14 protein-coding genes are annotated in these 20,885 nt (G+C 30.3%); 5 read left to right on the forward strand and 9 right to left on the reverse strand.

What is annotated here, in order from left to right:
* Positions 1-151: 151 nt before the first annotated feature.
* A complete protein-coding gene (locus tag UCYN_RS04070) occupies positions 152-1,471 on the reverse strand; it encodes a GAF domain-containing sensor histidine kinase (RefSeq protein WP_012954236.1) in 1,320 nt (439 codons plus the stop codon).
* A 223-nt stretch (positions 1,472-1,694) separates the two neighbouring features.
* Here UCYN_RS04070 and UCYN_RS04075 point away from each other — a divergent pair, with 223 nt between their 5' ends.
* Entirely contained in the window at positions 1,695-2,015 is a 321-nt protein-coding gene (locus tag UCYN_RS04075; RefSeq protein WP_012954237.1) for a DUF3155 domain-containing protein, read from the forward strand.
* 67 nt (positions 2,016-2,082) lie between these two features.
* Here the strand turns inward: UCYN_RS04075 and UCYN_RS04080 are convergent, their stop codons facing one another.
* The gene (locus UCYN_RS04080; RefSeq protein ID WP_012954238.1) at positions 2,083-2,598 is read right to left on the reverse strand and encodes a cofactor assembly of complex C subunit B; all 516 of its coding nucleotides are present in this window, start codon (positions 2,596-2,598) and stop codon (positions 2,083-2,085) included.
* A 1,529-nt stretch (positions 2,599-4,127) separates the two neighbouring features.
* On the opposite strand from UCYN_RS04080, the gene UCYN_RS04085 reads away from it, so the two are divergent.
* Positions 4,128-4,880 (forward strand): Tic22 family protein, encoded by a 753-nt coding sequence (locus UCYN_RS04085; protein WP_012954239.1) that lies wholly within the window; start codon positions 4,128-4,130, stop codon positions 4,878-4,880.
* A 518-nt stretch (positions 4,881-5,398) separates the two neighbouring features.
* Positions 5,399-7,468 carry an FAD-dependent oxidoreductase gene (locus tag UCYN_RS04090; protein ID WP_012954240.1) on the forward strand — a complete coding sequence of 690 codons (2,070 nt, stop codon included), beginning with the start codon at positions 5,399-5,401 and terminating at the stop codon, positions 7,466-7,468.
* Positions 7,469-7,640: 172 nt separating this feature from the next.
* Here UCYN_RS04090 and smc read toward each other — a convergent pair whose 3' ends face one another.
* The 3 genes from smc to UCYN_RS04105 all read right to left on the reverse strand — a co-directional run bounded on the left by smc (position 7,641) and on the right by UCYN_RS04105 (position 12,974).
* The gene (smc, locus tag UCYN_RS04095; RefSeq protein ID WP_012954241.1) at positions 7,641-11,237 is read right to left on the reverse strand and encodes a chromosome segregation protein SMC; all 3,597 of its coding nucleotides are present in this window, start codon (positions 11,235-11,237) and stop codon (positions 7,641-7,643) included.
* Between the two features lie 274 nt (positions 11,238-11,511).
* Positions 11,512-12,447, reverse strand: a complete 936-nt coding sequence (gene ispE, locus UCYN_RS04100) for a 4-(cytidine 5'-diphospho)-2-C-methyl-D-erythritol kinase (RefSeq protein WP_012954242.1) — start codon at positions 12,445-12,447, stop codon at positions 11,512-11,514.
* 110 nt (positions 12,448-12,557) lie between these two features.
* The gene (locus UCYN_RS04105) at positions 12,558-12,974 is read right to left on the reverse strand and encodes a hypothetical protein (protein ID WP_012954243.1); all 417 of its coding nucleotides are present in this window, start codon (positions 12,972-12,974) and stop codon (positions 12,558-12,560) included.
* A gap of 300 nt (positions 12,975-13,274) precedes the next feature.
* On the opposite strand from UCYN_RS04105, the gene hisS reads away from it, so the two are divergent.
* Positions 13,275-14,573 carry a histidine--tRNA ligase gene (gene hisS / locus UCYN_RS04110; protein WP_012954244.1) on the forward strand — a complete coding sequence of 433 codons (1,299 nt, stop codon included), beginning with the start codon at positions 13,275-13,277 and terminating at the stop codon, positions 14,571-14,573.
* A 108-nt stretch (positions 14,574-14,681) separates the two neighbouring features.
* Here hisS and UCYN_RS06200 read toward each other — a convergent pair whose 3' ends face one another.
* Genes UCYN_RS06200 through UCYN_RS04120 form a run of 3 tightly spaced genes read right to left on the reverse strand, consistent with a single transcriptional unit; the run spans position 14,682 to position 17,123 of the window.
* Complete coding sequence (locus UCYN_RS06200; protein WP_012954245.1) at positions 14,682-14,843, reverse strand: DUF5989 family protein; 162 nt, start codon at positions 14,841-14,843, stop codon at positions 14,682-14,684.
* Positions 14,843-15,241, reverse strand: a complete 399-nt coding sequence (locus UCYN_RS04115) for an SxtJ family membrane protein (RefSeq protein WP_012954246.1) — start codon at positions 15,239-15,241, stop codon at positions 14,843-14,845. The genes UCYN_RS06200 and UCYN_RS04115 overlap by 1 nt, the downstream gene beginning before the upstream one ends.
* 34 nt (positions 15,242-15,275) lie before the next feature.
* Entirely contained in the window at positions 15,276-17,123 is a 1,848-nt protein-coding gene (locus UCYN_RS04120) for a carbamoyltransferase family protein (RefSeq protein ID WP_012954247.1), read from the reverse strand.
* 563 nt (positions 17,124-17,686) lie between these two features.
* On the opposite strand from UCYN_RS04120, the gene aspS reads away from it, so the two are divergent.
* Complete coding sequence (gene aspS, locus UCYN_RS04125) at positions 17,687-19,483, forward strand: aspartate--tRNA ligase (protein ID WP_041487761.1); 1,797 nt, start codon at positions 17,687-17,689, stop codon at positions 19,481-19,483.
* Positions 19,484-19,570: 87 nt separating this feature from the next.
* Here aspS and UCYN_RS04130 read toward each other — a convergent pair whose 3' ends face one another.
* Positions 19,571-20,728 carry an FtsW/RodA/SpoVE family cell cycle protein gene (locus UCYN_RS04130; protein ID WP_012954249.1) on the reverse strand — a complete coding sequence of 386 codons (1,158 nt, stop codon included), beginning with the start codon at positions 20,726-20,728 and terminating at the stop codon, positions 19,571-19,573.
* Between the last annotated feature and the right edge of the window lie 157 nt (positions 20,729-20,885).

Raw genomic sequence — 20,885 nt, forward strand, 5'->3', positions numbered from 1 at the left:
TAATTATATCAAATTTTTTTATATGTTTGTTTAATTGATTTAGATAAATATAGTGATTGGTATTAACAATAAATATAGTTAAAATTATAAAAAGATAATAAGAAATAAGATTTTGAAAACTTTATTTTTTTGTTGAAACTACTAATAAAGGTCAAGTTGTTATGCAATCTGAATCTTTTAAAGATAGCCATATTATAAATTGTGTTCCTTGATTATTTTTAAAATCAATTGGACTCGACAATTCAACAATTCCGTTCATTTTATTAACTAATTCTTTGACAATTGATAAACCTAGGCCATTACCTAGTGTACTGTCTTGTGTTTTTGCTCCTCTATAATGCCTCTCAAAAACATATGGTTGATCTTCAATAGGAATACCTATACCTGCATCTTGAATGCAAATTCCTTGATATTGTTTATTATTGATTATTTTAAATATTCCTAATTTAATATTCACTTTTCCAGATGAAGGTGTATATTTAATACTATTGTCAATTAAATTACTAACTACTTCCCTCAAACCGAAAACATTTGCCAAAACTGGTTGTAAATATTGTGGGGATTCTATTTGCAGAATTATGCTTTTATTCTGTGCAATGGGTTTCATCGAAATCAAGATATCTTCTAAAACCTCTGATGTATATATTTCATGTAAATCTAAAGATTGTGATGGAAGTAGAGAAGATAACGAATTTCTGGAAATAGCCATGGGGCTAGCATTTAAAGGAATAATATCTAAACTGGTATTTATTGAAATTTGATTGGTCTCGAATTCTTGAATTAAATCTTCTAAATGCTCTCCTTCTCTTACTATATTTTTAACTACGGCAAAACTTTGTTCATCAGATACCAGACGTTTAAGTAATAATTTACCAAAAATTTTTAAGGCTGTTAATGGATTTCTTAACTGATGAAATAAATTCTCAAGTCGATCATATTCTTGTTTATGTAATAGCTTTTGTTGATGTAATTGTTTTTTAGAGAATGCTTGACGTTTATCTAATGAACGTGCGATGGCTAAAGTATTTGCTATCTTTTTGATTTGAGCTAATTCATCCTGTTTCCAAGGGTAATTAAATCTTCTTGTTACTAAAACTCCTAAAACCATTCCTTCATATACTAAAGGAAATCCTACTTGATAAGGTTCTGATGCAAAAAGGTTACTACTACTATTATTTATATTAGATAAATCTTCGGAAATAGATGACAAATCTCCTCTGAAAATTGGTATGGTAGCAATTTCTTTTTCTTCAATACAGTCAATATGATTAGCAAAAGTATTTTTAGTTGTCCCATCGGCTGGATAAACAACTATTGGTATAAGATCTATCTGTTGATTATCTTTTTCTGAAGTCAAATATACAGCACTCCACTCCGCTTGTAGAATTTTAGCTAAAAGGGTGATTTGTGATTGACATAAAGAAATAAAATCTGAACTCGGGTAAGAAATTTTTGCTGTAGCAGAGAACATATTTTATTAAGTTTTATCAAGAAGTAAAAGTTTGTAGCCTAAAAATTAAATGAATTTGTTTTTAATCAAAAAAACATTGTTATAGTAATAATCATAATTTGAATTGCAAGAATTTACAATTTAAGTAATAAATGCTTGATTTTTTAAAATTAAACAGACATGGTTGGTTCGATTTTTGTAGCTATAACTACAGTCTATGTAGACTAAATAGGAGGTAAGAAGGTTGGCAAGAAAGCGCAAACGTAAGAGTCGCCGTCGCCAAGAGGGGCGAAAAATTCTTGAACTTGTTCCTCAATACAATATTGAGAGCGGTGAAGATAAACCAGTAACTGCTGCTAGAAAATATATTCATGGAATAGGAATACAAGCACCAGCTTTATTGGTTGTTAGGCGTAACGAACATACTACTGATAGATATTTTTGGGCTGAAAAAGGTTTATTCGGCGCTCAGTATGTTGAAGAAAATCATTTTTTATTTCCTAGTTTAAAAGAATTTCAGCCACAAGTTCAAAAAATGTCTATGAAAACTTCTATCATGGGTTGAATACTCAATAAAACTAGTATGAATAATATTTTTGATATATGGAAAAACGTATATATTGATTGTTTAGTTACAAAGAAAAAGCTTTCTTAAATTGAGCTATTTCATCACGGTGACCTGTCAAAATACAACAAGTAGAGTTGTCTTCTATTTTTTCCGTAGAATGCTCGAAAGATACAGATACTGTCTCAATTTTGCATGCTTTCCTCCAATAAAACAAACCTGTTATGGGAGATAAAATTCCTAAGCTTAAGAACATAGGGGTTAGTGGCTGATAAAGAAATGATAATATTAGCCCAAGACATAACAAACCAGTTAAAGATAAAATACTTAAGAAAATTGCAAGAAACCAGCTAGGACGGACTGTTCCCTCAAAAACAATTTTATTTTCTTGATTAGAGGTGACTTGATAGGATCGTTTTTCAAAGTAATTTTTAATCTGTTTTATTAAAAGTACTCTAGAGACTTGTAAAATAAGTTTTTCTTTTTCCGTACGTTCTTTTACAGAAGCGCGAATAAAGAAAAATAGTCCTATAGTTAGTAAAAGCGTTAAAAAAAAAGTAGAAATTAAAGAAAAATTATTCACAAAAATTAAAGTAATAGTAACTAGATAACAAATTCAAATAGTTCTGACCTGAATGATTGTAACCTATTAAATATATAAAAAATGACTTTTATTACAAGTTAAATAAAACTAATTGAGATTTTAAAATATAAATACCTCCAATTAAAAGTAGTTGTTTTTATTAAGTTTTTAATGCTTATATTTAACGTTATCCTTATGATAGTGATGGAATACGCTAATGAAGAAAAAATATATATTTATCATAGGCATCTACTAAATGTTATTTTAAAAATTAATATTTAGAATGTAATTTTTCAGAGTAAAAAAATTGAGAATTTTTTTACTCTGAAACGCAAGATTTTTTAATTGATAATACATTCAGCTTAGCTATTCCTCGTTTGTCCTAATTTTAACAAAATTAAAGATAGAAGTTTTAAAGCTAAGTAAAATAATTAAGCTTAAAACATGAATAAGCCAATGTGAAATTACTAAACTCCAGACGACAAACACTAGAGCGCTTGAGAAGGCAAGGACTCCAAAAATATCATTGCTAGTACGTTGATACCGTAAGATGCTTCCAATGAAAATTATAAAAAATAGAAGTGGAAAAACATAAAATATCATAGACAATTATCTTCCAATTTCTTAAATAGTTAAATGTCCATAAAACAATTGCTACTAGGTTTGATGTTTGGACATCTTTATTCTTCAACAATAATATTATCTTATATTAGATTGTAGTAATATAAACTATTTAATTGAGATATCGTAAGAAATCTTCGCATAACTTTAAGTTCGAGTAAATTATTTCAATTGATGATATTAATTTTTCCTAAAATCATAACGGTCCATAAAAGTACTACCACAGCACGTTTAACAAAGAATTAGCTTAATTTCCAAGAAAATAAATAATTATAATCATCTTGTAATAAGATAATTATTTTTAAATATAAAGTCTTATCGATCAAGACATATTGGACTTAACTAAGAACCAAATAAAAAATCTGTTTAGTAAATTATCGAAAAGTTAAAATTAATTATAGAAGACTAAAATAAAAACTTACTTCACATGATTTTACGTATAACAAAAAATATTTTATCAACTTCTTTTTTATCTTGTCTTTTGTTTTAAAAATTATTTTGATTGTAAATTAAAATAGAACCAAATATTACAGAAAGATCTTCAGCTCACAATCTTATTTTTTATCTATTTTCTTTTAGTATATAAAAAACAATAATTTTTATAGTTTATTTATCTTGAAAAAGTAAATTTTCAATGTTAGCTTTTCAAAATATTTACATTTACATAAACTTTTGAAGACTTTATTTATTTTTTGCTAAAAAGGAACTAACGACAGAAACTGTTAGTCTAGTGAAAAGCGTCTATATATACATTTTTTAAAAATTATTTTCAATAGGTCAAGGCTACAAAAAAAATTCAGAAAAATCTGATATAGTGCGCAATTTATATTAGGATTCTTTATAAAAGTTATTAAGAATTTTATCAAGTAATTGAAATACATAAATTTATAAAGTATGAGGGTATTTTTATGAAATCATTAGTTCGCTGGGGAACAACTATGGGCTTGATAGCAAGCACTCTATTGACATCTTGGTTAGGAAAGGTGCCAAAAGTTTTAGCTTTGCCTGAAGCTGATATTGTTAAGCTATTACAATCGGTTCCTGTCTTTACTATTACTACGGAAGAAGGAGGTCCTTTAGTTGCAACAGTGGAAAATAATCAAAAAGTAACACAAGTCTTTATGAGTTTAAAAGATGCTGATGGTTTCTTAGATAAACTTCGTAAGCATCAGCCAGATGTCGGAAATAAGGTCAAGGTACAACCTGTTTCTTTAGGAGAAATATATCGTTTCGCTATAGCTAATAATAGTGACACACAAAAAGAACCGCTTCAATTTGTTTATGTCCCTATGAAAAGTGCCATAGATTCGGCCAAAAAACTTTTAGATACTAAAGGACAGGAATATAAAGGTGGTGTTCCTTTATTTCTTTTGAGAGGTGGTCCTGAAAATAGTATGTTGACCATTCAACAAAATGATCAAGAAGTTATTCCTCTCTTTTTTGAAGAAGCTCCCATTCAAGCCATCACAGAAAAAATGAAGAAGGATCAGCCAAATATTGCTCAAACAATAAAAGTTGAAGTAGTTCCTTTAGAGAATGTAATCGGATTATTGCAAACAAAAGATGATGAAGCACTAAAGCAAATACAATTAGTGCCATCTGAAGAAACTATTCAGTTTATCCAAAATAAAATAAAACTACAGCAAGCTCAAGAAGGTTAAAGTATTTAACTACCAATTATTTACATTCAAGATATCTTAAAACTGAGAAATCTTGAATGTTTACATTTATCTTTCATTATCTATAGGAACCATATTATAAAAAGTAATTTGTTAATAAGTATTGAGTACAAGATATAAAATTCAAAAAAAGAAAAATAATAATACTCTCTATTTCTTAGATAAAGGCTTCTATTACAGCTTTTAACTTGTTTTAAAAGTTTGGCTAAATTCTAGATATAATTAAAATAAGCTGAGTTTCATACAAAAATTATTATAATTATTGATATACTTTTTTAATTTTAAGATAGAAGATATATAAATATTTAAAATTTATTTGGACTAATGATAAAAAGTAATGATTAATCATTAGCTTAGTTATTAAGAATATGGGGAAAAACTTGTAATATCTCACTATTTTTTTAGGCTAAAGAGATAAAAAGTAATATAAATAAATGATTAACTGTTTATACTTATAATCACTAGGTGAGTTTACAATATTTATATTCTAAATAACAATTATGGGAAAATTTAAAGCAAGAGAATTAATAAATAAACAGTTACTTTCCCGTAAGAGAAATAATGAACTGAAATTTCTAGGACATATTTTTACTTCATTATCCTTAGGCATAATCTCTTTAAATACTATTTTTCCAGCATCTGCACGTACATCTGAAGAATTAATTAGTTGCGACATGCTAATTGTAGGTGCTGGATTATCAGGTTCTGCTGCTGCCTACGAAGGTTTATTAGCAGGAAAGACTGTTTGTTTAACTGAATTAACTGATTGGGTCGGAGGGCAAATTTCCTCACAAGGTAATTCAGCTTTTGATGAAGGGAAACAACAAAGATCATTACAGCATTTTTCTCGAGGATATAATGTTTTAAGAAATAATATTGCTCGTTTTTATAATCGACAAAATCCTGGAGAATGTTGGGTTAGCGAAAGTTGTTTTTTACCATCTCATGGTCATCAGCTATTATATAAACAATTAAAGAAGGCCGAGCAAAGCGGTAATGGAACTTTAAAATGGTTCCCATCAACTGTTGTTAAAGAGATAGAATTAAGCGAGAATAATAGGTTAATACAAAGTGCTATTGCTATCCAACATAGTCCTACCGATTCAGATCTTTATCTGCATAAAGAACCACTCTCTCATACTATTAAGGATATTTACAGTTATAGTGACTCTGAGCGTTTTAAAAAAAGAATTATTCGTTTCCAGGCAAAATCTCAGGGAAAAAGTTCTACTAATTGGTTTGTAATAGAAACAACTGAAACAGGAGAAATAATTGCTCTAGCTGATATTCCATATAATTTGGGATTAGATCCTTTAAATCATTTTAATCCATCATCTCCAACAAAGAATAGAGATCCTTATTGTCTACAAGGTTTTACATATCCTTTTGCAATGGAAAGAACAGCAAGTTCTCAAAACCAAAGCAAACCAAAATTTTATGATAAATATAAACCTTACTATGGATACGATAATGATCGTCGACTAGCTCATTTCGATCTGGTATTTACTTATCGAAGGATTTGGACTCCTCGTAAGGGAAGACTAGTAAAGACTGGCCCCCTTAAAGTTAATGAGCCTAGTTCTGGAGATATTTCTATGCAAAATTGGCTATGGGGAAATGATTACCGGCCAGGAACATCTCAAGATAATCTTGTATATACTCGTCAGCAATTAAAAGAGAAAGGACAATTAGAAAAAGGTAAATGGGAGGGAGGTTTACGCACAGAAACTTTGAGGAAAGGAGAGGAATTATCTCTAGGATTTTATTATTGGTTAGTAGCAGGAACCACTGATTCTCGCCTAGGTAATAATATTAAAAAACCATCTTTAAATCATCGTCTATTAAAAGGTCTTAGTTCTCCTATGGGTACTAAGCATGGACTATCTAAGTATCCTTATATTAGAGAAGGAAGACGTATTATTGGAAGACCTTCTTATGATCATCCAAATGGATTTTCTGTAAATGAGATTGATATCTCAACTAAAGATTATTGGAATAATTTTTATCGTACCTCTTTACCTCGACCAATGTATCAAAGAGTATGGTCAACCATTGCTAATTTAGAATCAAGGATAATGACATTAAGTAACCGTCCTTCATATTTAGTAACTAGACGCACCCATGCAACAATTTATCCAGATTCTGTCGGTGTTACCCAATATATGATCGATTTTCATCCATGTATGGTCTTATCTCCTCCAGAAAAATCAGGAAACCTTGAAAGAAGAGAAGTCCGTGTAGCTCATGGTTCAGCTCATCCAGCACAAATTCCTTTAAGAGCTATGATTCCTCAAAAAATAGATAATTTAATTGTTTCTGGGAAAAATATAGCTACCAGTCACATCGCAGCAGCAGCATATAGGGTACATGGATTTGAATGGTCAGTAGGAGCAGCGGCTGGTACATTGGCTAGCTTTTCTTTAGAGAAAGATATTTTACCCTATGAGTTAGTAGATGATTTACCTAAGCAAGAGCCTAATTTACAAAAATTTCGCCAAATACTAGAAAATAATGGTAATCCAACTACTTTCCCTCAAGCTATGATGTTTAGTTATTTACAAAATAATTAGTTTAAATAGTCTTTTTTTAGATTTATTAAACTAATTTTAGATCTAGATGTATTATCTAAAATTAATATATCTAGATCTGAAATTAGTTTAATAAATATCAGTTACAAATAAGTTAAAGGAATAACTAAGTATTATCAATTTTGTTTGTCTTAAAAAACATGGGAAAAATAACTTATAATTTAATCCCTAAAACTTGGGTATGAGCTCCTCTTGCTTGTGTAACGCCAATAGTCCTCTGAGATGCTTCAATCATTGGACGGCGTAAGCTTACAACGATAAATTGAGCTTTTTGTGCTTGTGTATGGATCATTTGAGATAATCTTTCTACATTTGCTCCATCTAGAAACATATCAACTTCATCGAAAGCATAAAATGGTGATGGACGATACTGCTGTAGAGAAAAAATAAAACTTAATGCTGTTAATGATTTTTCCCCACCTGACATTGAGCTTAAACGTTGCACTGGCTTACCTTTTGGGTGTGCCACAAGATTCAAACCACCTTTGAACGGATCTTCTTCATCGTCTAATTGCAAGTATCCATCACCTTGTGATAAGGTGGCAAAAATTTTCTTGAAGTTGTCATTAACTGTATCAAAAGATTCTTTAAATGAACGTAATCTTAAAGTTGTAAAATTTTCAATTCTTAATAACAATTCTGTTCTTTCTTCTTGAATAGTAACTAATTTACTTGTAAGTTCACTAAGTCTCTCTTGCACTTTTTCATATTCTTCTAATGCAAGCATATTAACGGGCTCCATTAACTCCAATTGTCTTTGTTTTTTATATATTTCTTTCTGTAATTTTTCAGTATGGGTTAATAAGTCATCTAAACTCTCGCTTAGTTCAGATAATAAAGGTATTTCCGGCAAAGGATTTGGTAAATTACATTGAGCTTCTTTCTCATCTTTCTCAAAAGTGGATAATATTTCTTGTTTTTCTTTTTGCTTAGCTTGTAACTTCTCTAATGTCCAAATATGATCCTGATATTCTTTTTCGAGGACTTTAATCTTTTCTTCTAGAGAATCACGTTTGTTTTTAGTAACATATAATTTTTGTGTTAATTCTTCTAATAAAATTTCTAGTTTTCCAATCTCAATATTAAGATTTTTAAGTTTACCTTCAATTTCTACTTGCTGATTGTTAATATCAGAAATTTGTTGCTTGTTCAATTTTATTTTTAATTCATCTTCATGAATTTTATATTCTATACCAGCAATTTGATTTTTAATATCTTGAAACTTTTCTTCTCCTCGACGTAATTCTATTTCTCGATCTTGTAAATGATTTTCTTGATCTTTTATTAATACCTGAACTTCTTGCCATTCACTGTGGGAATGAGATTTTTCTATATTTTTTAATTGTTGTTGTTTCTTGAGTAATTCTATTTCCAACAAAGAACTTTTTTTATCAATACTAGCAAGCTCATTTTTTAATGTTTCTATTTCTTTTTGATAACTACTTATTTTAATTTTTGAATCACTTTTATAGCTTTCGAGTTTTCCTACTTCTTTCTTAACTTGTTGATATTTCAACTGTTGTTCTCTATCTAACTGCTGTGTTTTTATTAATTTATCAGAAATATCTTGAATTTGCTTTGTCTTAATTTCTATATTTGCTTCATTTTTAAGTACAAGGTTTTCTATATCTACTAACCTTTCTTTAAATATTCTAATTTCCTCAGGTTCTCCCTGATTTAAAATGCCAAAACGTATGGTAGGCCTCTGAGGCCTACTCCCGCCTGTCATAGCTCCACTAGCCTCTAGTAAGTCTCCATCTAAAGTTACGATACGCTGTTTACCTGAATATTGCTTCGCATAATCTATAGTTTCAAAAACAGCTGTATTACCAAAAATATAGGAAAAAACTTTTGCATACTTTGAGTTACATTCGACTAGATCAACTGCTAAACCAATAAAACCAGGAGCGTTTTTTAGATAAAAATTATTTTGTTTAGAATACGATCTAATTTTGGTTAGTGGTAAAAAAGTTGCCCTTCCAGCTTTTGCCTTTTTTAACATGTTAATCCCAGAAATAGCAATAGCGTCATCTTCAACTACAACATGCCCTAAACGCGAACCTGCCGCAATTTCTAGCGCTAATTGATGAAGTGGATCAACTTGTCCTAATTCAGCTACTAAACCACATATACCAGATAACTTTGAATTTAAAATAAATTGAGAAGCGTAAGTTCCTTGGACTTCTTGCTTTGCTTGCCTAGATGCCTCTAAACGATCTAGTTGCCTTTGTTTTTCTCTATATTCTTTATCTAGCCTTGACTGAGTTTCTTTTATAATGTTGTACTCTTGTCTTTCTATATTTAATTTATCAGTTATTACTTGTATATTTTCTGTATAGAAAATTGATAATTTTTCCAATTCTTGATTTTGCAGATCTAGATCTTTTTCATATTTTTCAAACTGTTCTTTTTCCTTATTTAAACTACCTAATATTAGCTGCTGACGCTCAGATAATTTAGCTTTTTGTGCTAATTGAGGATTTAGCTCACTTTGTAGGCTAGATGCTTCTATACTAAGGCCTGCTTGTTCTTGTATCCAAGAATCAGATGTTTCAGCAATTATTGCAGCTTGTTTTCTTACCTTTTGTAAGGTGTTATAACTTCTTGATTTTTGTTCTTTAAGCAGTGGTAAAAGTTCTTGTTGCAATTTATTACTGTTTTGACTTAGTACGTTTAATTCTTCTTCTTTTTGAAGAATATTTTCTACTGCTTTATTTTCTTCTAGTTTAATTTTTTCACTCGTACAATATGATTCTTTCTTATGCTGCTGTAGTTGATCAACTTGTGCTTTTTGTGTAGCAATTTTAGAGGCAATAGTTAACCGTTCATCTTCTCCTAGTTCTTTAACTTGAAGATTTAAGTTCTTAAGATCAGTATTTAGTATGTCTAATTTATTTTCTAATTCTGAATTACTTTTAATTAGTTTTTCTTCTCTTTCCTCATCTTCTGATTTTTCTTTTTTAAGGTTAGAAATTTTCTTGAGCAAAGATTTCCATAATAAAACTGCTTCCCATTCTTTTTTCTGAGAAATTTCTTGTTTAAGCTTTTGATATTTTTCAGCTTTTGCCCTATCGCCTGCCAAGCGTTCTAATGAATTTTCTAATTCTACTTGTATAATCTTGCAACGTTCTTCTCTATCTCTAACCTCCTCTAAAGTTTCCTTAGTTTTATTAATTTTGCGATCAAATTCTGCAACTCCAGCAAGTTCATCAATAATAACTCGTCTTTCTTTAGAGTTCATGCTAATGATACTAGTTACATCTCCTTGAAGAACAACATTATAGCCTTCAGGATAAATACGAAAGCGATTTAATTCTTCGTGAAGCTCATTAACAGTGCATGGTCTTTCGTTTATGTAGTAATTAGAAGAATAACTACCTCCTTTGGTAACACGTAAGCGTCTTGTTACTTTCCATTCGGTTTTATTAATTAAATTGTTTTCTTCTTCTGTTTCTATTGTTTTTAAAGATTCTTCTGAACTTAAATAATCTGAAATATCGAAGGTAACAGAAACATAAGCTTCTCGATTATTACGATTATTAGTATTATGGCTAATTAAATCTGGTAACCTTTCAGCTCTTAGTCCCTTAGAAGTGGCTAATCCAAGGCAAAATAGTAATGCATCCAATATGTTGGATTTACCTGAACCGTTTGGTCCAGATACTACTGTAAATCCAGGCAGAAATGGGATGGATGTAGTTCCACCAAAAGATTTAAAATGAGATAGTTCAATGCGCTTAATATGAACCATGGAGCGATATTAATAATGCAATTGAAAAATTTAAAACACAATTTAGATATAGTTCTATATATCTAAATTCAAAAGACTCTTTTCAACATATATAGGTTTCTAAATAACTAATAAAAGTTAAAAGAATTTTTAAAATATACTCATAAACCTTGTTAAAAGCTCATACTGAATATGAATTATATAGATGGTCTTTAAAGCTATTTAGTTTCATATCATAGAATTAAAATTATTTAATTCAAGACTTCTATAAAATGTGCTTAGTAGTGAAGATAGTTCAACTTTTTATATTGTTGATACCATTACTTGAAAGTTTACTGATGAATAACTCTAAATTAGGATCTTGAAAAGTTTTTACGATAATGTTTTTAATTTCTTCAGCTTGTTCACGAGACTGGCATAATGTAAAGATGGTAGGTCCTGACCCTGACATCATAGTACCTAAACCCCCCATTTTCTCCATAAAAGATTTCAATTCAGTAATCATCAGATGCTCAGATAAAACAACTTTTTCTAAATCGTTATACAGTAAATTTCCAATTTTTTGACCGTCTTTCTGATCAATAGCATTAATAAGAAGTTCGAAGTTATTACTATTTTTCTTTTTATCATTTTTTTCATAACATTTACCAAATTGTTCTTTATGTTTTTGATAAGCCCAAGGAGTTGAAATAGAAAAATTTTGATACTTTGCTAAAACTATCCAAAGGTTGTCTAATTTATTTATTGGATTTATTATTTCGCCTTTTCCTGTAGCGATCGCAGTTCCTCCATTAATACAAAACGGAACATCGGAACCTAGTTCTTCCCCCAACTTTTGTAATTCATAATCATTTAAATCTAATTTCCATAATAAATTTAATGCTAATAAAACTGCAGCTCCATCAGTTGATCCTCCTGCTAATCCTGCAGCTACAGGTATCCGCTTATCAATAATAATATCAACCCCTCCATAAAGATTCAGGGAGTTGGGAAATTTTTTTATTATGAGTTGAGCAGCACGATAAGCAATATTTGTTTCGTTCAAAGGAACCAGCAAGTTATTGCAATATAAATTAATATTTTGAGTTCCATTAAAATTAATTTTTATGTAATCACTTAATTCAATACTCTGTAGAACCATTATCAACTCATGATAATTATCAAACCGTTCCCCAAGAATCTCTAGGTATAAGTTAATCTTAGCTGGGGCAAGTAAGTTACAAGTTTTCATTTTATTGGCCTAGTAAATAATTGTTGACATGATAATACTAATAAAATTTAAAAATTATAGACTTTTATCTAGGTTATATTTTGAATATTAAATATATACAAATACTTTTTCTATTTTTTACTCAATTTCTGCAAATCCAACCTTTGTAGTTCAACTATATAGAACTCTCCAATATCTTGATTACCGATAAGAATGGGCTGATATATTATCTCCCCTTTAATTTTTATTATCTCTCCTATATTTGGAATTTCACCAAAAGTTTTTAATACCCATATTTTCCCAGTTTCATCTTGAAGTTGATAAGAACTACTATCTAGAAAGAGAGCATGATCTACAACGCTTCCTTCGAGATAAACAACTTGATGAGTTAAGCTGGAATCAATTGGTTTTTGAGTCAAAAGCTTTTGGATAGAAATAGTTGAAGATTGAAAAAAAGTAAGATGGTTTAATATTGCATATCCAATCGATGTTCCTGCTATAAGAAGAAAAATAATAACGATAACTTTTCTAATATTTAAAATTTTCATAACATAACAAGAATTATTGAATCGATCATTTAAAAATGCTTTTCCTATAGGATAGGACGCAATAAGATAATTCTACGTTCCGACATAGTTCATATTTTTCTAAATGTTGAGCATTAGTATAAAAAATAATTAAATTTACTTATGTCTTTTAGCTAAACTTTATAGAATTGATGAATGATTATTAGTGCTTGAAAATCAAAGCAAAAGTTAAAGTTTCGACATAACTGTAGCTTGAGTTTCATATTATGCTTAAAAGAGTTATTATCATCCGTAGATATTTGTAGAAATTAACTTAATTTGATGGTTACAATAAGTACGCTACCAGGAACACGAGATATTCTGCCAGAAGAGATTGGTTATTGGCAATATGTGGAAGCTACAGCGGCTAAAATTCTTGGTCGTGCGATGTACCGTGAAATTCGCTCTCCAATTTTTGAAAATACTTCTTTGTTTGAGAGGGGTATAGGAGAAGCTACAGATGTTGTAAGTAAAGAAATGTACACTTTCCCCGATCGTAGTGATCGTTTAGTCACACTTCGACCAGAGGGGACTGCAGGAGTCGCACGTGCTTATCTACAAAATAATTTACATTCTCTGGGCGGAGTTCAACGCCTTTGGTATTCTGGACCAATGTTTCGTTATGAGAGGCCACAAGCTGGTCGCCAAAGACAGTTTCATCAAATTGGATTGGAGTTGATAGGTGCAAGAGATCCTAGGGCAGACGTAGAAGTTATTGCTTTAGCAACTGATGTTTTAAAATTTCTAGGATTAAAACAACTAAAACTAAATATTAATTCTATAGGTGATAAAAATGATAGGAACCTTTATCGAGAAGCATTAATTAATTATTTTTTATCTCATAAAGAAGATTTAGATATTGACTCTCAAAATCGTTTACTTAAAAATCCTTTACGAATTCTAGATAGTAAGAACGAAAAGACTAAAGAAATTAATAAAAACGCTCCTAACATATTACATTTTCTTGGGAAAGAGTCTCAAAAACACTTTGACGAAGTACAACAACTATTAACGGATTTAAACATTAATTATCAGATTAACCCATGTCTTGTCAGAGGGCTAGACTATTATACACATACTGCATTTGAGATTCAGTCTGATAACTTAGGCACTCAATCTACAGTATGTGGTGGCGGAAGATATGATCATTTAATCGAAGAACTTGGTGGAACCTCAACTCCTGCCGTAGGATGGGCTATAGGCGTTGAAAGATTAATTATGCTACTTAAACAAATTGAATGTTCTCCTCAACACAACCCTGATGTTTATATTGTTTCAAAAGGTAAAAAAGCAGAAGCAATTGGGTTATACTTAGCTCAAAAATTACGCTCTGAAGAATTAATCGTTGAATTAGATATGAGTGGAAGTAACTTTGGGAAACAGTTTAAGAGAGCTGACCGTAGCAAAGCATCTGTTTGTATAGTTCTTGGTGAAGAGGAAGCAGAAAATAACACGTTACAGGTTAAGTGGCTACATACCAAGGAACAAAATTCTATGACTCAGGTAGACTTATTAAATCACATTACAGAGTTTAAAAAACAGATAAACAAATATAGAGAAGTATCATCAAAATTAATTTAAGAAAACAATTTAGTTGATATAAAAAATTAATGATCTTTATTTGAATTTATCTAAATTATTGTGTTTTTCCTACAATATAGTTTTCGGAGAATCATGACAGACAATTATTTAAAATAGTGTATATATAAAAGGTGCAATTACTGACCCTTGGGTAAACACAATTAGTGCTCCCAATACTACTAAAGTTATTATCAAAGGAGCTAGCCAAAACTTTTTGCGTTCACGAAGAAAACCCCATATATCTTTTAAGAATTCAAAAAATCCAATCATTAGTAAGGTTTCTCCATGCTTGATTTGCTTTTAGATGTACTAAATATACGATAACTTTCCGTATTAAATTCAAATTTTCTTTTCATCGCGTCGTATTTAAGAATTCTTATAAAAAATCCCATGGGAGTTACTACAATAAAAAAAATAATTCCCAAAATTATTCTACTATTAACCCATGAAGCTATTTCTGCAAAGAGCATCCATCCTTTATAAAATGGTAAAAGAAAATTTGGGGAAATAAAAGAGAAAATAAGAAAAAGTGTACCAATTATCCATGAGACTACAGAATAAGAATGTCCTAGTAAAGTGGGAATAAATAAACCAAAAAATAGGGTAAAGGTTGTTCCCATCAATATTCCGAAAGACATTAACTTTTTATTGTTTGTTTTTTGAGGCATATAATAAAACATGTTTCTAGTATCTATTTATAAATTAATCTAATTCAAACTCATTTTGCCAAGATTTATCATGTTTCCATTTAGGTTGATCTACCTTTTTAAGTACATAGTCATTGATTACCAAGTAATCCATCTCAGTTCTCATAAAACAACGATAAGCGTCTTCGGGTGTACAGACGATAGGTTCGCCTCTTACATTAAAAGATGTGTTAATTAAAACTCCACATCCTGTTAAAGCTTCAAAATGCTTGATTAATTGATAATATCTAGAATTATTCGCAGGATTTACTGTTTGTATCCTAGCTGAGTAATCAACATGAGTAACTGCAGGAATAGTTGATCGAACAGCCTTCAATTTATCTATACCAAATAAACTTTGAGTTTCTTTTTGGTTATTTATACGTAAGTCTTCTTTAACTTTAGCAACTATTAACATATAGTCACTAGGTTTTTCTAACTCAAAGTATTGTGAGGCTTTTTCTGTTAATACAGAAGGAGCGAAAGGACGAAAAGACTCTCTATATTTAATTTTTAAATTCATAATAGATTGCATCTCTTGATTTCGTGGATCACCAAGAATAGATCTATTACCTAGTGCTCGAGGTCCAAATTCCATACGTCCCTGGAACCAACCCACAACATATCCTTTGGATAAAATTGAGGCCACTTCATTAAGAAGTTCATCTTCTTCTTTAAAATAATTATATTTAGCTTTTACATCATCAAGATATTCTTGAGTCTCGTCATTATTAAACTGGGGTCCTAAGTACGAACCTTGCATCATATCAGGTTCATTTATGTTTAAGTGACGTTCGTTACTAAGATATTGATACCAGACTGCTAGCGCAGCTCCAACGGAACCACCTGCATCTCCAGCCGCAGGTTGTATCCAAATATTTTTAAAATTTGTTTCCTGATATATTCTTCCATTAGCAACACAATTTAAAGCAACTCCACCTGCTAAACAAAGGTTATCTGTTTTTAGTTCTTGATAAGCTGTATTAGCCAACCTTAAGACCACTTCTTCAGTTACTTTTTGTATAGAAGCGGCAATATCCATTTCGTGTTGTGTAATTTTATTTTCTGCTTTGCGAGGAGGTTGGCCAAAGAGACGAGAAAATTTATTATTAATCATTTTTAGTCCCATGGCATAGTTGAAATATTCCATGTTTAAGCGAAAACTACCATCTGCTTTTATGTCAATTAAATTTTCTAAAATTAAATTGACATATTTTGGCTCTCCATAAGGAGCTAATCCCATTAACTTATATTCTCCAGAATTAACTTTAAATCCAGTATAGTAAGTGAAAGCAGAATATAATAACCCTAAAGAATGAGGAAAATGAAGCTCCCATCTAGGTGTTATTCGATTTGATTCTCCAAGCCATAAAGATGTTGTTGCCCATTCTCCAACAGCATCCAAACATAAAATTGCAGCATTGTCGAAAGGACTAGGAAAAAAAGCAGAAGCAACATGTGATTGATGATGTTCCGTAAATAGTAGGGGAGGAAGTTGACCAACTTTACAATTAGCTAGTTTTGCTAACTCTTTTTTGAGAACTGTTTTTAGATAAAGTTTTTCTTTTAACCATACTGTCATAGCAGAAATGAAAGAATGAAAACCTTGAGGGGCGTATGCTATATAGGTTTCCAAAAGACGCTCAAAGGTTATTAAAGGTTTCTCGTAAAAAACAATATAATCTAATTTTCTCAAAGGTATTTTTGCTTCTTCTAAAGCATAAGCAATAGCATTTTTAGGAAATCTCGCATCATGTTTTTTACGAGTAAATCTTTCTTCTTGTGCAGCAGCTATAATACGACCTGATTTAACTAATGCTGCTGCACTGTCATGGTAATAAGCAGAAATTCCTAAAATATTCATCTTAAATTTAATTCCTCACTTTGATTTGATAAAACGTAACTAATCTCACAAAAAATGTATATTATATCAGGATTCTAATATGTTAGTTAATCGATAGCTCATAACTTGGATTTAAAAAAATAAGGTATGTAAGAAACCATACATATATTAAATTACTATAAATCTTTCTTACTATTTAATTGATTAGTTGCTTGAAAAAATATTAAAGTTACTTTTTTTCAAGCAACTAAGGCTAATTTCTTAATAAAAAGTCAGCAACTTTTCATTAACTCTTCATGAAGAATTATAATTTATTTTTTATTAAAATTTATTTCTCAAGACACCTTAGCTACTACTTAGTGAGAAAACCGTGATTTATCTAAAATCAAGGCATATAATTATAAAAAATTAGCTATTTGATTCATGGAATATAAATTTATTCTTAAAAAAAATCTTATGATAAATAACATAATCAACTTATTTATAAATAAGAGATAATGAGAAATACTTTTGACTTTTAATTATTCAATCTTATTAAAGATTAATATAATAAATAATATTTAATATTTTAATTTAAACTTTAGATGCGAACTCATTACTGTAATCAACTAAGTGCGATGGATCTTGGTACGAATGTTACCCTTTTTGGATGGGTTGATCGTCGTCGAGATCACGGAGGAGTGATTTTTATAGACTTACGAGATCATACTGGTATTATTCAAATTGTTAGCGATCCGAAACATAATTCTTCATCTTATGAAACTGCTGAAAGATTACGTAATGAATATGTTATTAAAATCATAGGTAAAGTTAGTTGTCGTCCTTCAGATTCTCTAAACTCAAAGATGAAAACTGGAGAAATAGAAATATATGCAGACTCTATTGAAATACTTAGTGTAGTAAATAAAAAACTACCTTTTAGTATCTCAGGCTCAGAAGAAGAATTAATAAAAGAAGAAACTCGTCTTAGATATCGCTACCTAGATTTAAGACGAGAAAAAATGTTAAGCAATTTACAGCTTCGTCATAAAGTGATTAAAACTATACGACACTATTTAGAAGATTACCAGAACTTTATAGAAGTAGAAACTCCTATCCTAACTAGGTCTACTCCTGAAGGAGCACGAGATTATTTAGTTCCTTCCAGAGTAAATTTTGGACAATGGTATGCTTTGCCGCAGTCCCCTCAATTGTTTAAACAGCTGCTTATGGTATCAGGCTTTGATCGTTATTATCAAGTAGCAAGATGTTTCCGTGATGAAGACTTAAGGGCTGATAGACAACCTGAGTTTACTCAACTAGACATGGAGATGAGTTTCATGTCTGAGGATGAAATTTTAGATCTAAACGAAGGTTTAATTTGTCATATTTTTAAGACTATTAAAAATGTAGAATTATCTCGTCCTTTTCCACGTTTAACATATCAATATGTTATGGAAAATTATGGGACAGACTGTCCAGATACTCGTTTTGACTTAACTTTAGTTGATGTATCTGATATTCTTCGAAATAGTAAATTTAAAGTATTTTCGGAAGCAATTAAAAATTCAGGAAGTGTAAAAGTATTACCTATACCTGAAGGTAATAGTGCGATCTCCAACGTTCGAATCAAGTCAGGAGGAGATCTTTTCCAAGAAGCAGTAGAATCAGGCTCTAAGGGGATTGTTTATATTCGAGTAAAAGAAGATTCTCAGATAGAAACTATTGGAGCAATAAAAGATAATTTAACCAATGAACAGAAAAAAGATTTACTAGAGAAAACAGGAGCAAAACCTGGTCATCTACTATTGATTAGTGCTGGGGATACGGCGCTAGTTAATAAATCCTTATCTCGCTTAAGACTAATAATTGGGAAACAGATGAATCTTATTGATAAAAATAAAATAAATTTGTTATGGGTAACAGAATTTCCATTATTTGAATGGAATCCTGATGAACAACGATTCGAATCGTTGCACCATCCATTTACCTGTCCTAATACTTCAGACTTAAATGATCTGACCACAGCCAGAGCACAAGCTTATGATTTGATATTTAATGGAATAGAAGTTGGCGGTGGAAGCTTGAGGATTTATCAGAAAGATATTCAAAAAAAAGTTTTTCAAACCATTGGATTATCAGAGGAAGAAATTCATAATAAATTTCAATTTATATTAGATGCTTTTGAATATGGAGCGCCTCCTCATGGAGGGATAGCTTATGGATTAGATCGGTTAATAATGTTACTGGCAGAAGAAGAATCTATTCGTGATGTTATAGCTTTTCCAAAAACTCAGCAAGCAAGTTGTCTACTTACGGAATCTCCTTCTTCAGTAGACTTTAAGCAATTACAGGAATTGCAAGTAACTTCAACTTATAAGTCCGTAGATCAGAAAAATTAGTATAAATAATTCCTATGCTAATTTTGACTGGCTTTAGACATAAATTATTCAAATATGACTGAAAGTAATAATAAAATTGTTCTCTAACTATTCACTTTTATCAATTCTAACTATAGGGTCTTCACCATTTTCTCTAATAACACGAATTAATAAACCTGATAAAGTCAAACTAGCAATAATAGAACTTCCTCCGTAACTCCATAAAGGTAGTGGCAATCCGGTTGTGGGTAACAGTCCGATTGTGACACCAATATTCAATAAAGCTTGGCCAACCATCATAATCATGCTGCCAACAGCAATTAATCTTTTGACTGGATGAGTACAGTTTATTAAAATTTTTAGTGTGAAAGTTGCATATACAAATAATAATAGCAACAAAAATATACTTCCGATAAAACCAAACTCTTCAGCATAAACTGAAAAAATAAAATCAGTGTAATGAATAGGTAGATATGACCATTTCTGTATAGATTGTCCATACCCTAACCCAAAAATTCCTCCAGACCCTACAGCTATTAAACTTTGTATTAACTGATAACCATCAGTCTTAGCTATTTCATCTTTCCAAGGATCAAGGAAGGATAGAATTCTTTTAAGTTGATATCTATGAGTATAAACACTAAATGAAGCAGCTGATAAACCACTAGCAGCTGCCGTTATTAAGTATCTTACAGGAATTCCAGATGCAAGAGCAATTAACCACAGACTAATGCCACATAGAGCTGTGGTACTCAAATTAGGCTGTATTAGAATACCTGCTAAAACAGCTGAGAATATCAATATCCACTGTATCTTGATACGTAATGAATGACGGTGCCAAAAGCCAAAGATATAAGCACTTTGCAGTACCAAAAATGGTTTAATTAGTTCTGAAGGTTGAATAATAGCAGGACCTATTTTGATCCAACGAGTCGCACCATTAACTGTATGACCTAATCCTGTTTTAGTTAATAAAATTAGACTGAGCAAGAAAAAAATAAAAAAAGGAACAAACTTCATTAAATATTTTAATGGCATCTTAACAATTATATTAAATCCCTGTAACCCTATCCATATCCAAATAGTTTGACGAATTATATAATGAAAACCATTACCAAAATCTTGTTGAGCACTGTGATAAGACGCAGAAAAAAGAGCAATAATACCTAAAAATAACCATAAAAAAGTTAACCAGCGTAAAAATCTAGCTTCTTTCGACCATTCTTTAATACTAGGATCAATGATAGGAATAAAAAAATTGAACATAAATAATTTATTATTATTTGAAATATTGTAGTAAAGCTTTAGTAACTAATTATTTACAAAATAAATATATTAAAAAATTATTTTATATCTTAGGATAGTTGGATTTAAATTAAGGTTTTTGTATCTTTGATTTGTCAAAAATTTTTTTGACAAATCA

This window comes from Candidatus Atelocyanobacterium thalassa isolate ALOHA, from assembly GCF_000025125.1.
Classification (GTDB): domain Bacteria; phylum Cyanobacteriota; class Cyanobacteriia; order Cyanobacteriales; family Microcystaceae; genus Atelocyanobacterium; species Atelocyanobacterium thalassae.

Coding starts and splice junctions, on each gene's coding strand:
- UCYN_RS04070 (WP_012954236.1), bottom strand. CDS start 1,471: ATGTTCTCTGCTACAGCAAAAATTTCTTACCCGAGTTCAGATTTTATT.
- UCYN_RS04085 (WP_012954239.1), top strand. CDS start 4,128: ATGAAATCATTAGTTCGCTGGGGAACAACTATGGGCTTGATAGCAAGC.
- UCYN_RS04090 (WP_012954240.1), top strand. CDS start 5,399: ATGGGAAAATTTAAAGCAAGAGAATTAATAAATAAACAGTTACTTTCC.
- smc (WP_012954241.1), bottom strand. CDS start 11,237: ATGGTTCATATTAAGCGCATTGAACTATCTCATTTTAAATCTTTTGGT.
- ispE (WP_012954242.1), bottom strand. CDS start 12,447: ATGAAAACTTGTAACTTACTTGCCCCAGCTAAGATTAACTTATACCTA.
- UCYN_RS04105 (WP_012954243.1), bottom strand. CDS start 12,974: ATGAAAATTTTAAATATTAGAAAAGTTATCGTTATTATTTTTCTTCTT.
- hisS (WP_012954244.1), top strand. CDS start 13,275: ATGGTTACAATAAGTACGCTACCAGGAACACGAGATATTCTGCCAGAA.
- UCYN_RS06200 (WP_012954245.1), bottom strand. CDS start 14,843: ATGATTGGATTTTTTGAATTCTTAAAAGATATATGGGGTTTTCTTCGT.
- UCYN_RS04115 (WP_012954246.1), bottom strand. CDS start 15,241: ATGCCTCAAAAAACAAACAATAAAAAGTTAATGTCTTTCGGAATATTG.
- UCYN_RS04120 (WP_012954247.1), bottom strand. CDS start 17,123: ATGAATATTTTAGGAATTTCTGCTTATTACCATGACAGTGCAGCAGCA.
- aspS (WP_041487761.1), top strand. CDS start 17,687: ATGCGAACTCATTACTGTAATCAACTAAGTGCGATGGATCTTGGTACG.
- UCYN_RS04130 (WP_012954249.1), bottom strand. CDS start 20,728: ATGTTCAATTTTTTTATTCCTATCATTGATCCTAGTATTAAAGAATGG.